This window comes from Sulfurimonas sp. (assembly GCF_047622445.1).
In the GTDB taxonomy this organism is placed as follows: Bacteria; Campylobacterota; Campylobacteria; order Campylobacterales; family Sulfurimonadaceae; genus Sulfurimonas.
In genome coordinates, this window is record NZ_JBLHOE010000003.1 from 1 (window position 1) to 16,152 (window position 16,152).

Annotated in this window: 16 protein-coding genes; 10 read left to right on the top strand and 6 right to left on the bottom strand. The window is 32.7% G+C overall.

Translation table 11 applies throughout. The annotated features are described in order from the left end of the window. Together ACI9TV_RS01085 and ACI9TV_RS01090 are read right to left on the bottom strand one after the other, a co-directional pair. A partial coding sequence (locus tag ACI9TV_RS01085) for a NapC/NirT family cytochrome c (RefSeq protein ID WP_415248912.1) occupies nt 1-326 on the bottom strand: 326 nt, incomplete at its 3' end. 412 nt (nt 327-738) lie between these two features. After that, nucleotides 739-1,911, bottom strand: coding sequence for a fatty acid desaturase family protein (locus tag ACI9TV_RS01090; protein ID WP_415248913.1), 1,173 nt, complete (start codon nt 1,909-1,911; stop codon nt 739-741). A gap of 152 nt (nt 1,912-2,063) precedes the next feature. On the opposite strand from ACI9TV_RS01090, the gene ACI9TV_RS01095 reads away from it, so the two are divergent. The 7 genes from ACI9TV_RS01095 to ACI9TV_RS01125 all read left to right on the top strand — a co-directional run bounded on the left by ACI9TV_RS01095 (nt 2,064) and on the right by ACI9TV_RS01125 (nt 9,448). After that, entirely contained in the window at nt 2,064-3,761 is a 1,698-nt protein-coding gene (locus tag ACI9TV_RS01095) for an efflux RND transporter permease subunit (protein ID WP_415248914.1), read from the top strand. Further along, a complete protein-coding gene (locus tag ACI9TV_RS01100) occupies nt 3,749-5,521 on the top strand; it encodes an efflux RND transporter permease subunit (protein ID WP_415248915.1) in 1,773 nt (590 codons plus the stop codon). The genes ACI9TV_RS01095 and ACI9TV_RS01100 overlap by 13 nt, the downstream gene beginning before the upstream one ends. A gap of 54 nt (nt 5,522-5,575) precedes the next feature. Further along, the gene (locus ACI9TV_RS01105; protein WP_415248916.1) at nt 5,576-6,496 is read left to right on the top strand and encodes a branched-chain amino acid transaminase; all 921 of its coding nucleotides are present in this window, start codon (nt 5,576-5,578) and stop codon (nt 6,494-6,496) included. Between the two features lie 108 nt (nt 6,497-6,604). Beyond that, on the top strand, nt 6,605-7,696 hold the full coding sequence (locus ACI9TV_RS01110; RefSeq protein WP_415248987.1) for a prohibitin family protein: 1,092 nt from the start codon (nt 6,605-6,607) through the stop codon (nt 7,694-7,696). 3 nt (nt 7,697-7,699) lie between these two features. Then, on the top strand, nt 7,700-8,380 hold the full coding sequence (gene hisIE, locus ACI9TV_RS01115; protein WP_415248917.1) for a bifunctional phosphoribosyl-AMP cyclohydrolase/phosphoribosyl-ATP diphosphatase HisIE: 681 nt from the start codon (nt 7,700-7,702) through the stop codon (nt 8,378-8,380). 13 nt (nt 8,381-8,393) lie between these two features. Continuing rightward, on the top strand, nt 8,394-8,906 hold the full coding sequence (locus tag ACI9TV_RS01120; RefSeq protein WP_415248918.1) for a DUF2393 family protein: 513 nt from the start codon (nt 8,394-8,396) through the stop codon (nt 8,904-8,906). Next, entirely contained in the window at nt 8,903-9,448 is a 546-nt protein-coding gene (locus ACI9TV_RS01125; protein WP_415248919.1) for a DUF2393 family protein, read from the top strand. The genes ACI9TV_RS01120 and ACI9TV_RS01125 overlap by 4 nt, the downstream gene beginning before the upstream one ends. 9 nt (nt 9,449-9,457) lie before the next feature. On the opposite strand, the gene ACI9TV_RS01130 is transcribed toward ACI9TV_RS01125, so the two are convergent. Both ACI9TV_RS01130 and purF read right to left on the bottom strand, forming a co-directional pair. Beyond that, nucleotides 9,458-10,417 (bottom strand): TIGR01212 family radical SAM protein, encoded by a 960-nt coding sequence (locus ACI9TV_RS01130; RefSeq protein WP_415248920.1) that lies wholly within the window; start codon nt 10,415-10,417, stop codon nt 9,458-9,460. Then, entirely contained in the window at nt 10,417-11,772 is a 1,356-nt protein-coding gene (gene purF, locus ACI9TV_RS01135) for an amidophosphoribosyltransferase (RefSeq protein WP_415248921.1), read from the bottom strand. Before purF ends, ACI9TV_RS01130 begins: the two co-directional genes overlap by 1 nt. A 158-nt stretch (nt 11,773-11,930) precedes the next feature. Here purF and ACI9TV_RS01140 point away from each other — a divergent pair, with 158 nt between their 5' ends. After that, a complete protein-coding gene (locus ACI9TV_RS01140) occupies nt 11,931-12,734 on the top strand; it encodes a J domain-containing protein (RefSeq protein ID WP_415248922.1) in 804 nt (267 codons plus the stop codon). Between the two features lie 45 nt (nt 12,735-12,779). Here ACI9TV_RS01140 and ACI9TV_RS01145 read toward each other — a convergent pair whose 3' ends face one another. Beyond that, a complete protein-coding gene (locus ACI9TV_RS01145; RefSeq protein WP_415248923.1) occupies nt 12,780-13,712 on the bottom strand; it encodes a DUF234 domain-containing protein in 933 nt (310 codons plus the stop codon). A gap of 23 nt (nt 13,713-13,735) precedes the next feature. Continuing rightward, the gene (locus ACI9TV_RS01150) at nt 13,736-15,010 is read right to left on the bottom strand and encodes a Y-family DNA polymerase (RefSeq protein ID WP_415248924.1); all 1,275 of its coding nucleotides are present in this window, start codon (nt 15,008-15,010) and stop codon (nt 13,736-13,738) included. A 287-nt stretch (nt 15,011-15,297) separates the two neighbouring features. Here ACI9TV_RS01150 and ACI9TV_RS01155 point away from each other — a divergent pair, with 287 nt between their 5' ends. Beyond that, nucleotides 15,298-15,651 carry a hypothetical protein gene (locus tag ACI9TV_RS01155; protein WP_415248925.1) on the top strand — a complete coding sequence of 118 codons (354 nt, stop codon included), beginning with the start codon at nt 15,298-15,300 and terminating at the stop codon, nt 15,649-15,651. Between the two features lies 1 nt (nt 15,652). Further along, nucleotides 15,653-16,147 (top strand): super-infection exclusion protein B, encoded by a 495-nt coding sequence (locus tag ACI9TV_RS01160; protein ID WP_415248926.1) that lies wholly within the window; start codon nt 15,653-15,655, stop codon nt 16,145-16,147. Nucleotides 16,148-16,152: the final 5 nt, after the last annotated feature.

Below are 16,152 nucleotides of genomic sequence, written 5' to 3' on the forward strand. Positions count from 1 at the left end.
CCATCATCACTTATTTTCATTGTATTATCATAAGTATTTAATGTAAAAGCAAGTGTATGGTTAAATCCATCTCTTGCCTTTGCCATATATTTATTGATAACACCATCTGTAGGTAAATGACACTCTACACAAGTAGCACGTTGCGCGTGAGAACTGTGTTGCCATGTCGCATACTGTGTATTCATAACATGACAGTTAATACATGCTTTGGGGTCTTTAGATAGGTATGAGAATGCTTTTGCAGCAACAATCAAGTATATAAAGAATCCAATAGCTATTAAAAATGCCAATATTGCGATCTTTTGAAGTGTAGTCTTAGTTTTCACACTTCCTCCTTTAGATAATACATCTTAAAGTTTTTAAAAACTCACCATTTTGCTAAACAAAGTTAAACACGAACAAAATCTAAATATAAGAGGAAGCTATACTAAAAATACAAATAGTTTATGTATACGTATTAATAAATATTATATTTAACCTTAAGTATTTATACTAGTTTAAAACTTTAGTAAGTCTTAAATACTATATTCTTCAAGTATTATATAGGGCAATGTTCTAATATGTTACATAGTAATAAATTATTATAAAAAAGTGATAAATTGATATATAAGAATAATATATAGTTATTTATGGGGATGGAAAATGGGTGTATACAGCATAAGTTATCTTAATTATAGCTTGTTTTGTTAAATGTATATAGCTAAGTACAAAAAAAGAAGAGAGAAATGATAAAAGGGTTTAAATCCCTTCTATAGTGCGTAGTTTAGTTTTACCAACCATTAAGTCAACAGTCATGAGAACTCTTTTAAATACAGACTCTTGTCTATACTCTAAATTGTGCTTTTTACAAATATCTTTTACGATAGGTTGCATTTTTTGATAAAAACTATGGGGCATGTTTGGAAACAAATGATGCTCAATTTGGTAGTTTAAAAAACCTTGTCCAAAGTCAATAAGGTCTGTTCCTGTATTGTAGTTTACACTTCCCATAATTTGACGTAGATAGTACTCACCTTGTGTTTTATGAGGTGTTGAAAATTGATAAATATCTTCAGCTGAATGATTTGGTACGATTACTAAGAATGAATGTAAATTTGCAAATGCTTCAGCAATAAGAATGAGAACAAAGGCACTTAAAACGGCTTCCATTCCACCAAAAGGAAAGAAAAGTAGAGGTAAAAATATAAACTGGAAAAGTCCATAAGGAAGTATATAACTTTTCCATAACTCTAAACCATTTTTTGTAAATGGTGTTAACTCATACTTAAGTGTAGGTTCTTCTTTTTTTGAGGCTCTTGCTTTATTTTCTAAAATTCTGAGTGTATTTGGTGCATAGTATGTAAGTTTCCATGTAAAAGCAAAAATATATACAAATGCATATTTCGCCCAAGTAGGAATTTTTGCTTCATGTAGCCACTCCAAATTTTTCTCTACATTATCTGGATCATCTGCCTCACCTAAGTGGTAATGATGCATAATGTTATGCTCAAATGCCCAAGCATCAGGTTTAATCCAGTCTAACCAATCTATCCATCTACGATTTCCAGATGCAAAGCCATCTTTGGTGTAGCGTTTTGGGATATTTGGTACTTTATCATATGCGCCATGTAGAATTGGATGTGTTACGTTTGACCAACGTGAAACATTCCCTACTCCAATAAGAAACGAACCCATAATCCCAATCCCCCAAAAAGCAATCCAGTGAAGAGGGTAAGCTGAGTAATCAAGGTAAATTACAAGTAAAATAAATGCAAAACCACTAAGAGTTGAAGCACGTCCCCAGCGTTCGAGTTTTAGTAAATGTTGAAAATCTTCTTCAGTTGTAGCACCAATAGTTTTTTTAATCGCATCTATGTCTTTTTGTAATTGCTTCTGATCCACGTCTTTATAATCAGTGTAAGTCTCTGCCATGGGTAACCTTATTAATATATTAGCCTGAAATTATATATAAAAAAGCTTAATATTCACAGTATATTTATAAATAATTCTTTTTAATAACAGATGTGATTATTTTTTGATAAAACACAGTATAATATATTTTATTCAATGAAAGTAGGGGATACATGAAAGTTTATAAGTCTAAGAATATTGCAGGTTATTTAGCAGAAGCATTTCTCAAAAATCCTTTAACAATGATTTTTGGTATTTCCATTTTATTACTTGGATATATATCCCTACTTGTAATGCCACGAGAAGAAGACCCTCAAATCGCAGTGAGTGGTGGGTCGGTTATAATCGCTCTTCCTGGAACATCACCTAAAGAAATTACGAATGTTATTATTAAACCTCTTGAACGTCGTATGAATGAGATTAAAGGTGTTGAACATATATACGGTACTGCTATGAATAATGTAGGTATGGTTAATGTACAATATTATATTGGAGAAGAGAGAGAATCTTCAAATTTAAAGCTTTATGATAAAGTGATGCAAAATATGGACTCCCTTCCAATGGGCACAATGCAGCCCCTTATTAAACCATTTGACATTGATATAGATATCCCAATTTTAAGTATTGCTTTTTTTAAGCTAGAAGATGAAAAGATTGATAACCTAAAATTGTATAAGACAATTCGTGATTTACAACAAGAAATCAATAGTTTAGAAAATGTTTCTAAAACTATTTTAAAAGGTGCAAAGAGTCCACAGTTTAACGTAATGATTGATTTGGATAAACTAGCAGCTTTTCATATTTCACTTGGTCAAGTAGCACAATCAATACAATCAATATCAAAAAATTCCCCTGAAATTGATGCTCCAACGCAAAGCAATGAGCTTATTGTTTTTGGTATAAAAAATGCCATTGAAGATATTGCTGATTTAAAAGATTTAATCATTGCGCAGTATAGAGGTTCTGCAATCTACTTAAGTGATATTGCAAAAATTACGTATAGTTACGATATCCAAAATTTTCAAAAAGTTCTTTTAAGTTATAGAGATACAAATGGAGAGTTTCGTAAAGCAGGTGATCAATTAACGCTTACGGTCGCAAAGCTGAAGGGAACTAATGCTGTTACAATTTCTGAGGATATTATTGCAAAGATTAGAGAATCTAAAGAGGAACTTCAAAGTCAAGGTGTTGGTTATATTATCACAAGAAATTATGGTATTCGTGCGAATGAAGCGGTAAATGAGTTGGTTCACCACCTTGTCATAACAATATTTATCATTGCTCTTATCCTCATACCATTTTTAGGATGGAGAGAATCTCTTGTTGTTACCATCGCGGTACCAATGATTTTAGCATTAACACTTTTTATTGCATATATGACAGACCAGACTATCAATAGAATTACACTCTTTGCTTTTTTACTTAGTCTTGGACTTATAGTTGATGATGCGATAATCGTAATTGAAAATATTCACCGTCATATGCACTTGGCTAAAAGTAAGTTTCAAGACTTTGATGATCTAATTGTTGAAGCAACTGATGAAATAGGTCCTTCTACAAATGTTGCAACAATAGCGATTATTTTGACAATGGTTCCTATGGCATTTGTTGGAGGGATGATGGGACAATTTATGTTACCCATACCACTTAATGTACCGATTGCTTTAGCAGTATCTCTTTTTGTTGCGTATGTATTTACCCCATATTTAGCTAAAATATTAATGAGACATAAGCATCAGGAGTGTGAGCTTGAAGGGCCCCAAGAGATTGGAGTTATGAGAAATTTTGGATGTAAACTAGAAAAGAATATTGGTATTGTTTATTACATGATAGTAAAAAATAAGTGGAGTTGGTTGCAATGGAAAAAATAGTTTATACTATCTTAGACAAGGCGTGGCTAAGACGTACGGTTGTAATCATAACATTAGTATTATTGGGTGCTTCATTTATGATGATACCTACAAAACTTGTTTTGGCTAAAATGCTACCAGGAAAAAGTGCAAATACTTTTACAATATATATTGATACACCAACAAACAGTTCTATTGCGCAGACTGAATCGGTTACGGAGTGTATTCAAGATGTACTTATAAAAGAAAAAGCTGTGATTGATTTGGAAGTGTACCTAGGTCAAGGTGCACCACTTGACTACGCAGGTTTAGTAAAGGGAAGTGATTTTAAACGAATGAAGTATCAAGCTGAAATTGTGGTTAATCTTACTCATAAAAATACTCGTGATGAAGCCTCATATAACATGATACACCGTATGCGTCCTTTGATTAATGATACTTGTAATCCTGTAGTACCGGGAAGTACTATACGTTTTGTTGAGATGCCAGCAGGTCCTCCAACTTTAGCGACAATCGCTATAGAATTGTATGGTAAAGATGATAAGCTTATGCGTAAAACCGCGGCTATAATAGCAGAGACTTTCAAGCAAACGGAAGGTCTCGTTGATATTGACACGATGGAAGATACTATTTATACTAAATACGAACTAGCACCGAATAAAGAGAAGATTATGATTAGTGGGCTTAATGTAGAACAGGTAAATAATATTATTTATCTTGCATTTAAGGGTATGTCAGTTGCAGTGAAAAATACGCGAGATCAACAAGATCAGATTCCAATTTTTGTCCGTCTATCTGAAGAGTCACATCGTTTTAGTGATAAATCAATAGAGGCACTTAACCGTAAATTGTCTTCATTAAAGTTGATGAATAAAATGGGTGTAATGGTTCCTCTTAAGGAAGTTGTTTCGGTGCATGAGGTTTTATCAAGTCCTACAATTTTTCGAAAAAACTTAAAAAACATGATTAGCATAACAGCTGAGTGTGACATGGTTAGTCAAGTATATCCTCTTCTTGAGGCAAGAGATGCTCTAGTAGAGAAACTTTCAAAAGATTTTAATGTAACAAAGGTTCCTGGAATTTCGACATTTATGTTTGATCTTAATCTTCAGTCAAAAAATTCAAATGAAAAATTGCTTCTTCGCTGGGATGGAGAAATGAAAGTATCTTTGGATACTTTTAGAGATTTAGGGGGTGCATTTATTGCAGCTTTAGTATTGATGTTTTTACTTATTGTAGTTTACTATAAGTCATTTGCATTGAGTGGTATCGTACTAGCCGGATCTTTTCTTTCCATAATGGGTGTTATCTCTGGACATTGGCTTACTGATAAAATCCAGCTTTTGATTACTGGAGATAACTTTTATCTTACAGCAACTTCATTAATTGGATTTATTTCTCTTATGGGAATTAGTGCCCGAAGTTCACTTTTATTAATAGATTTCTCTCGAGCATTAATCGCAAAAGGAATGGATACACACCGTGCTATTGCCGTAGCTACCGGAACACGTTCTAAACCAATTATGCTTACAGCTATAGCTATTATATTAGGAAGTCTTCTTTTATCGACTGACCCAATTTTTGGAGGCTTAGGTATTGCCCTCATTTTTGGTAGTATTGCAGCAACCTTAGTGTCATTATTTTTTATTCCAGTTCTTATGTACAATACTGATGCACTGAGTTGGCTGAAAAAAAAGCCAGAAGTTGATTCTTCCTCTCCTAGAAAACCTAAAGGTAAAACTAGTAAAGAGTCTGGTGAGAATGTAATTAATCTAATATAAACAGCAATTTGGATAAAATACAATAATTTTAATGTAATAATTATTGGAGATTTAATGAACGCAGCCAAATATATTTGGATGAATGGAAAATTTATAAATTGGGATGATGCAAAGGTACATGTACTTTCTCATACGATACACTATGGAAATGGTGTCATCGAAGGAACAAAAGCGTATAAAACTGAAAAAGGTTATGCGATTTTTCGTTTGAATGAGCACACTACAAGATTAAAAGAATCTGCAAAGATGACACTTATAGATATCCCTTATTCAGTAGAGGAGATGAATCAAGCCCAGATTGATCTAATCAAAAAGAATGATTTCGTAGGGGATAATGTGTATATTCGTCCTTTTGCATTTTTAGGCTACGGTGTAATGGGTGTTTATCATAAGGATGCTCCAGTTGAAACCGTAATGTCTGCTTGGGAATGGGGTGCATATCTTGGTGAAGATGGTTTAAAAAATGGAATTAGACTCAAAATTGCATCAATGACAAGAGCTGCTAATACTTCAAGTATGGGTAAAGCAAAAGCAACTGCAAACTATTTAAATTCACAAATGGCAAAATACGAAGCTATTGATTGCGGATATGATGAAGCACTTCTTTTAGATGACCAAGGTTATGTAGCTGAAGCGAGTGGAGCATGTTTCTTTATGGTTAAACACGGTGAACTGATTACTCCTCCAAATGATAACTCTTTAGCCTCTATAACACAAAAAATGGTTATAGAGATTGCAGAATTTCTTGATATAAAAGTTACACGTAGACGTATAACAAGAGAAGAAATATATGTTGCGGATGAAGCATTTTTAACAGGAACAGCAGCTGAAATAACTCCAGTTGCTAATGTTGATGCAAGAGAGATCGGTTGTGGTAGTCGAGGTCCTATGACTGAACAAATTCAAACAATGTATTTTGATATTGTATTTGGTAGATGTGAAACATTTGAGCATTACTTAACGTACATCGACTAATTAGCAAAAGGAACTTAGTTCCTTTTATCTAGCTGAGGCTAGTAGAGCCAGCTTTTAAAAAAAGCAAAATTTTTACAAGGAAACAATTTTATGAAGGATACGATAACAATGGCATCAGATATGAATGATTATTTTAACAAGAAAAAAAGCGAGAACGGTAGTGGCAAAAAAACTACTGGTGGTTCAGGTGGTGGAAACGGTGGCGGAAAAGGCCCAGAATTCCCAAAAATTAACTTAGATATGGGTGGAAAGTCTGGAATAATTTATTTTGTAATTGCAGTTATAATTATGTTAGTTCTAGCAAAACCTTTTACAATCATCGAAGAAGGACAACGTGGTATTTTAAGTACTAATGGTAAATACCAAGATCAAGCACTTTTACCGGGACTTCACTTTATTGTTCCAGTTATACAAAAAGTATATGTAGTTGACACTAAAGTTCGTATTATTAATTATGCATCACGTATAGAAGCTAACTCTGGAGCATCTGGAATTGGTTCAAAACCAGCTATTACAGTTCTTGATAGACGTGGTCTTCCTGTTACGATTGAACTTACTGTTCAGTATCGTCTTAACTCTCAGTTTGCAGCACAAACAATCTCTAATTGGGGATTCTCATGGGAAGATAAAATTATAAACCCTGTTGTAAGAGATGTTGTAAGAAATGTTGTTGGTAAGTATGATGCAGAGTCACTTCCTCAAATGAGAAATAAAATTGCAGCAGAAATCGATGAAGCAGTGAGAAAAAATGTTGTTGGCCTTAAAAATTCACCAGCAGATTTACAATCAGTACAACTTCGTGAAATTGGACTTCCTCAAAAAGTAAAAGAGCAGATAGAACGTGTTCAAGTTGCAAAACAAGAAGTTCAAAAAGCAGAACAAGATGTACAGCGTGTAAAACAAGAAGCACTTAAACGTGCTGCAGAAGCTGAAGGTATCGCGCAAAAGAAAAGAATTGAAGCACAAGGTATTGCAGATGCGGTAACGATTGAAGCTGATGCTCAAGCAAAAGCAAATATTTTAATTGCTAAGTCTTTAAGTAGTCAACTTTTACAATTAGAGCAAATTAAAATTCAAGGTAAATTTAATGATGCGCTTCGTGAAAACAAAGATGCTAAAATTTTCCTAACTCCTGGTGGATCAACTCCAAATATTTGGGTTGATACTAAAAACCTTAAGCAAAGAACTACGGCTAACTAAAACATGAATGAAGCAATACAAAGAGTAGATTGGGAGAAGTGTAAACTTCTTCCTGTTATCGTTCAGGACAATGCTAATGGTGAAGTTCTTATGATGGCTTATATGAATAAAGAAGCTTTAGAACTTTCTCTGTCTACAAAAATTGCACATTACTTCTCACGTTCTAAACAACGCATTTGGAAAAAAGGTGAAAGCAGTGGGCACACTCAATCTATACACTCTTTTAATCTTGATTGTGATAATGACACCCTTCTTCTAAAAGTAACGCAAGAAGGTGTAGCTTGTCATACAGGTAGAAAGTCTTGCTTTTTTACAGAACTTGAAACAGGTGAAGCACATAGTGATGTTGAAGTAAATACTGATGCAATGTACGGAGTGATAGATACTCTTTACCACACCATACAAGAACGTAAATATGCAGACCCTTCATCATCTTGGACAGCAAAACTTTTTGCAAAAGGTGACAACACAATTTTGAAAAAAGTTGTAGAAGAGGCTGGCGAATTTTGTTTTGCATACAAAGATAATGATGAGAAGGAAATGGTATATGAAGCAGCTGATTTAACATATCACATGTTAGTAGCTCTTGCTGCTAAAAATATTTCACCAGATAGAATCAAGCAAGAATTAGCGAGTAGATTTGATATGAGCGGGATAGCTGAGAAAAACTCAAGAGAAGACTAATTAGGACATATATATGAAGTCAAAGATACAAGCTTTTTTAGATACTTTAATCATGTATGATTATATTATTTTTGGAGCTAGCTTTGTTCTTTTTATCCTTTTTATTGTTCTTGGAATAGTTCTTCGTAAAAAGATAGCTCTTGCTATCATTTTAATACTTCTAGGCTTTATTATACTCATTATTACTCCAACTATTGGGCGTATACAAATGCATAACTTTTTATTCTCAAATATGACTACATTATCTTCGCAAAAAAGATTAGAATTCACAGAGGCCATTGTTGTTAAAGGGATACTAGAAAATACTTCTAGGTTTAATTTTAAGTCTTGTAAGATTACAGCAAATGTTCATAAAGTGAGTAAAAATACTCTAAAAAACTATATACTACAGTTTAAGACAATCAAGAAAATGTCGATTATAAAAGAAGATATTGCTAAAGGCAAAAGCGTGAATTTTAAAATTATTGTAGAACCTTTTACGTATTCTCGAGATTACAATATTACTTTAGGAGCGAAATGTAAATGACTTTACTTAATTACTGGCACTATATATTCTTAGGGATATCTTTTTTAATTTTTTTAATTGGTGTTATATCTGCTTTTAGACAAGAAAAGAAGTTGATTATACCAATGTTAATTACAGCTTTCTTAATCTCTACTCTCTTAGCTTTTTTTTCTGTTATGGTGGTAGATAAATACACAAAAAAAGTAAAAGTTGTTAAGATTAAAAATAAAAGATTACTTTCCACTGAGCGGATAATTTATAGTGGTATTATTAAAAATGTAGGTAATTACCCTATAGGTAAGGTTGTTTTAGAAATTAAGCTTGTAAATAAAGGCCATGCTACAGGAAATGTCAAAGGCGGTAACTTTTATAAGGCGAGTGGAATTGTCGATTTCTTTAGTGGTGGGATGGGTATGGCAAAATCAAAACCACAATCAATTACAAAAGAGTTTATAGTAGCCAAGAATCTTAAAGCTGGTGCTGCAAAACAATTTAGAGTTCACTTTAAATATCCTGGATATTTTAGAAGTGTTGCTGATTTTGTGGAAGTAAGAGGGAAGTAAAGCTAAGTCTTAGTATTTAAGACCTATTGGTTTTAATGCTTTATTAATATTTTTAATTTGCGTATTTTTATTTTTACACCAAGCTGGGGAAAGAAGTGAATCATCATCAATGCCGGCTGTTACTCTTTGAACAGAGACATTTTCAGGCTTTAATTGGATAGTTTTTATTAAAACGTTGAGATACTCTTCTTCGCTGATAGGTGTAAATTTACCAGAAGTGAATTCATTTGCTAAAGCAGTTCTTCTTACTACATAAAGCGGATGGTACTTTACCGAATCAATACCCCACTTGTAAGCTTCTTTAGCAGTGTCAATCATCATCTCTTTAGTTTCGCCTGGAAGACCAAAGATAAGGTGTCCACAAACATTTAAACCAGCATCTTTAGACTTTATAATCCATTCTTTAACATTTGCACTATCATGCCCACGATTAATTTTTTCTAATGTCTCATCGTAGATTGATTGGATACCAAACTCTATCCATATTTCTTTATCTTTGTTAAGTTCGCTTAGGTAAGAAAGAGTCTCTTCAGTAATAGAATCAGAACGAGTTCCAATACTGAGTCCAACTACATTCTCAAATGAAAGAGCTTTGTCATAGAGAGCTTTGAGTGTTTCAAAGGGAGCATAGGTATTTGTAAAAGATTGAAAGTATACAAGAAATTTTTGAGCGCCATATTCTCTTGCTTGTCTTGCAGATATGGATTCAAATTGCTGTGTGAGTTGTAGTAATTGTTTATCTAAAAAAGGGTTTTCTTTAGAATCTAAGTTTAAATGGAAACCCTTTAGTTCTTGTACTTCACCAGTACTTGCAGAAAATGAATCATTTTGACAAAACGTACATCCACCTTTAGCAACAGTTCCATCAATATTTGGACAGGTGAAACCAGAAATATTGATTCCAACTTTATAAACTTTAGAATTAAATTTTTCTTTTAGATAATTTCCATATGTATAGATTTGCTTCATTAAATTATATAGTTTCCTGTAAAACAAGCTGTACAATAGTTGTCAGTTGTAGCATTCACACTTCTTAAAAGTGAATTTTCATCAAGGTATGCTAAAGAATCAGCACCAATATAGTCACAAATTTCTTGTGTTGTCATATTTGCTGCAATAAGGTTTTCTTTATCTGGAGTATCAACCCCATAAAAACATGGATCTGTTGTTGGTGGTGAAGAAACACGCATATGAACTTCGCTTGCTCCTGCTTCTTTTAACATTCTAATAATTCTTTTTGAAGTGGTTCCACGTACAATCGAATCATCAATTACAATTACACGTTTTCCTGCGATTACGCCAGGCATAGGCGAAAGTTTCATTTTCACTTTAAGGTCACGTATCGCTTGTGTTGGCTCAATAAATGTACGACCAATGTAATGGTTACGCATAATTCCCATCTCGTAAGGTATCCCACTTTCTTGAGCATACCCTATAGCAGAAGGAACGCCACCATCTGGAACCGGAATAACAACATCAGCATCAACTGGCTGGATATGAGCGAGTTCTTTACCCATATTTTTTCTCATCTGGTAAACTGATTGTCCAAATACATTTGAATCAGGTCTAGCAAAGTATACATATTCAAATATACAATGCTTTGGTGTTGGCTCAAAAACTTTGATTGATTTAGGTTTTTTACCTTCTTCAAATATGAGAAGTTCACCTGGTTCAACATCACGGATGAACTCAGCTCCAACAAGGTCAAATGCACATGTCTCAGAAGCAACAATATAGCCACCATTTGGAAGACGACCTAAACTAAGAGGACGAAAACCATGAGCATCACGCATTGCGAACATTTTTTTTCTACTTAAAAAGACAAGAGAAAAGGCGCCTTCGATTTTTTGTACAGCGTCGATAATTCTATCTATAAGTTTATCTTTTTCGCTTTTAGCAATAAGGTGAATTAAGTTTTCTGTATCCATAAAGGTTTGAAAAATCGCACCTTTTTCGATGAGCTTATTTCGAACTTCTTCTGCATTTGTGAGGTTACCATTATGAACAATTGCCATTTCACCTAAGTCATATCTAGCAAATACCGGTTGAGCATCAAGTATTGAGTCATCTCCAGCAGTAGAGTAACGTGTATGCCCAATAGCACTTGAACCGCTTAATGTTTTTAGTTTTGCTTCATCAAAAACACGCATAACAAGACCACGTTTTTTAATAGTGTGAAGTTTTTTTCCATCAGAAGAGCTTATCCCAGCTGCTTCTTGACCACGATGCTGTAACGCATGTAAAGAGAAGTAAGCTAATTTAGAAGCTTCTTCATGACCGAATATACCTACCACTGCACATTTTTCATTCATATTTTCGAGCAAGTTGAAATCCTTAGAAAATTACTATCTTTAATTGATGCAATTATACTTAAAATATATATAAATAAGCTCAAGCACTAAAGAATTAGTTATATATATTTAGTTAAGCAATGGAACGAAATATGCTTTTTGATGTAAAATATCTAATACAAGGTAGGTCTATGAAGATTGTTTTACGCAATAATCTTATCCTTATCACTACAGATTTTGAGACACTTAATGTCTCTTGGATGAAAGATTTTTTAAATCACCACGCAAGAGGTATGCTTTTTTTACCAAAGGCAGTCCTCGTATTTAGAAATGAAACATTAACTGAAGTACGTGAAGATTTTCTTTGTCAGTTAAGTGAATACCATGCTTCGAAAAATGATTTTTCTCATGAATTTTTTCTTCGTTCTATGCTTAAGTATGGGAATCAACCTATAAAAATTGAACTTGAAGAACTAGAAGAGCCTGAAGTAGTTAAAGTTCAATTATATGCTTATGATAGAGATACGGTACTTATTTCTTTAGACACACCAAATTCTTGGGTCATTAATTATCTGCGTTCACAACTTGAAGTGTATGTTGAGAGAGGAACAGATGTTTCTTTAGTCATAGATGTGAAAGAATATAAGGCAAAAGCTAGATTGGAACGTGCTTTGAATAAGCGTCATATTTTACATTATCAAATCCAATATACCTATGACAATCATTTTATGTCTAAGTTATATTCTGATTTTGCAAATTTTAGTTTTGGGGATTTATGTAAAGAGAGTGAAGATAATGAAAATGTTCAGTTTTATACAATTTTAGAATGTCCAGTAGGTGCGAGTCAAGATGCACTCAAAAAAAGTTATAAAAAATTAACGAAAGTCTATCATCCAGATAAGATTTTTCATGAAACACCAAATATGGTGAAGCATTACACACAAAAGTTTCAACTTCTTCAAGAAGCCTATACAGCTCTACGTGTTGTTTCTTAAATAAATTCGTCTAAGAGTGCTGCTATAGTTTATAAAGAATTTTGGCTATATAAATTCTTCTAGAAGCTCTTCTTTTGATATGTTTTTCACAAGTGCTGCAAAATCAGAAGAAGAGTAAAGTGCCAAATCTTTTCCACTTAAGTTTGTTAACTCTTTAGAAAAGCCCCGTTTAGAAAAGAGAACTATTTGAGTCGGTGTGATTTCCAGTTTCTCACATTTCTCTTGTATCTTATGTAATTCTTTTTTGTTCACTTGATGGTTTGTCCACTTACATTCGCCAACATAAATCTTTTCATCATCGGTAATTGTGAGAATATCTATCTCAATATTCGCATCCCAATAACTTCCAGAACTTAAAATTTGAGAATCACGAATATGGTAGTTAAGTAATAATTCTGAGAGTTCTTCATATACTAAACTAGTATATGAGTTTTGTTTGAGTGCAAAGTCTTTAAATAAATTTTCATAGTTTTTCTCTAATATATCTTTCGTATGAGGAGCTATAAAATAAAACCAAAATCGAATAAATGGTTGTGTGAAAAGTACTTTATGTGAGATTCTATGTCTTGCAATAGAGCGTTTTAATTTCTTTTTTGGATTGAGACTCTGGGCAGGCTCTTCACGTGAGTACTCTATACTTATAAGACCTTTTTCTTGAAGAAAGTTTAATGCAGCACCACCATTTCCATTGTTAAGTCCAGCTCTTTTAAAAGCAGAAAATATACGTCTATCACCAATAGCAAGCGCACGTAAAAGTCGTTTGTTATTTGATTCATTTAATGTAAGTTCTTCGATTTTTTCGTTGAGAGTAGAAAAATTTTGTAGTATAAGTTCTTCTATAAGATAAGAAATTGGTTTAGTCGTATCAACATCCCAACCCAAACCACCAAATACAGCGAAGTAGTCTATTTGAGTTTCCATATCATCGGGGTAATTTCTTACATAAAAAGAACGAAATTGGTTTAAAAGTTTTGACATAAGTTTATTGTACCTTAGTTTTTTTAATAGAGCTCACTTCCCCACTTTAAAACATCTATCCCATACTTTTCTCTTAACTCCTGTGAAGAACTTGTAAGTTTTTTCATTTTTTGATCATCATAAAAGTTTAAAAGGGAAAGTTCTTTTTTTGAATCCCTTGTAAAACTAGAACACGTAATACTAAGCCTGATTACATGCAGTCTTTTTTGTGTATCTGCTTCGTTAAATAATTGCATACAAAGTGAGTCGAATTTTTTTTCAGTAAATACTTCAGCTAAAGATATGTTTTTATGCGATTTTTGATTCATTTCATAAGAAATACCCAGATGAAATACTGTAGGAATAACATTTAGTTTTAAGATGGCATAACTAAGGTGGCGAGCAAGTACATGCACTCTTCTTTTAAGTTCAACTCTATCATGTAGAGGATCTATAGTTCTTGAAATACCAATGGACTTTCTTGTATGTGTAGTTTTTATTGGCGCATCACTCAGTCCACTCACTCGATTATATAAATCTTTTGCATATGGTCCCCAAGACTCAACTGTTCCTCGTCTTTGTCTTAACTCTCCAAGTGTATGGATATGAACTGATGCCAGTTTTGATTTCATGCTTTTACCAATACCCGCAAAATTACCAACTAGTATTGGGTTGATAAAAGCGTCAAATTCATGCTCTCTGATTATTTTACATCCAAATGGTTTCGCATATGTAGTTGCAAGCTTCGCAATATATCTTGTTTTTGAAGCGCCTATGGATACTGGTAATTTTAAGACTTTTTTGATTTCATGTCGAAGATTATCTATGAACTGAGGTACATCTTCATCTTCTATCCATCCAGATACATCTCCATAAAACTCATCAATGCTGGCTTGCTCAATTAGGGGAATCCTTGCGCATAAGAATTGGTGAAGTTCATGGGAGAGTTTTTGATAAAGGGACATATTTGGTGCTTTTATGATTAAGTGAGGACATAACTCTAATGCTTCTTTAATGCTCATCGCAGTTTTGATACCATACTTTCTTGCTTCATAACTAGATGTAGTAAGAATACCACGAATACGACCATCCGCATCTTTAAACGCATTTATGTCATCATCGCTCTTTTCATAGGCTTTATAAAATGTAGGAACAAATGAACCGGAGTTTTCAAAGTTTACAGTTTGCTTTTTTGCTTCACGCGAGAATATTTTTGTATCACTTCTCCCTCCAATTGCCATGGCTTTATTCTCAAGGGAGGGATCAACAATTCTAGCAGCACTTGCGAAGAAGCAATCGATATCAATGTGTATTTTCAAAAAATAAGCCCCTTCTAACGGTTATTTTAAAGGTGTATTTATTTTTTATACACTTTGTAATGTTGTAAACTACTACTATTATTAATGAATAATAAGGGATTTTTTGAGAGAATATTAATTATATGGCAGATTGACATTTTTATCTATGTTGATTTGGTAGCCAATTTTTCGACTTCTTTGACTTTTATTGTTTTTTAATCGTTTGAACTTCTACATTTTTTTCACTCAATTTAGCTAAAATACTATAAATAATTAAAAAATATTCTTTAAGGTATCGCCTAGTGTCTATGTTCCAAAAATCAGTTTTAAAAAGTATCAAACGAGATGAAAGTATAGTTGCTCATAGATGGGCAGAATATCAAAACTTATTAAATCAGTTAGAGCTTGAAAAAATACCTAAAAAATTACAAAAATTTGATGAGTTTGTAAAAGAATATAAAAAAGTTAAGAAGTTAAAATTTGTGGATAAACTTGAAGAAAAAAACTTTAAAAATGAGTGGAAAGCACTTTTTGAAAATGACACTAGAATAGTGTTAGATTTAAAATCTCAAATTAAAACGACAGATAAAGAGATTAATAGTATGGTTTATGAGCTTTACGGACTTAGTGATGAAGAGATAAAAGTTATTAAAGGTGCTTAATATGAATTTAGATAGTATAATTGATAAGGTTTCACTATCAAAAGAAAAACAAGTATCTTTATTTATATTCTGTGTAATTTTAATTATAGTTTCAAAAAATGATTTTCTTGTAGAGTTCTTTCAGATAGAAAGTTTGCTACTTAATTTAATGCCAACGATAGCGGTTTTATTATTCTTCTTATTTGGAACAATCATTGGAAAACCTATATATGATTTTTTTAAGAATAAATATATTGGATATGTTAATAATAAGAATATGAATATATTTTTACAACAATTGACAAATGATGAAAAAGATATATTAAGATACTATCTTACAGAAAATAAAAGAACTCAATATTTAAATATTTCTGATGGTGTAATAAATGGTTTATCTACAAAGGGGTTAGTTTATCGTCCGTCAAATGTTGGATTACCTTATGGCACTGACATTGCCTACAATATTCAAGATATAGCATATAATATTTTACAAAAACATCCTGAATACTTGGACTAAAAATT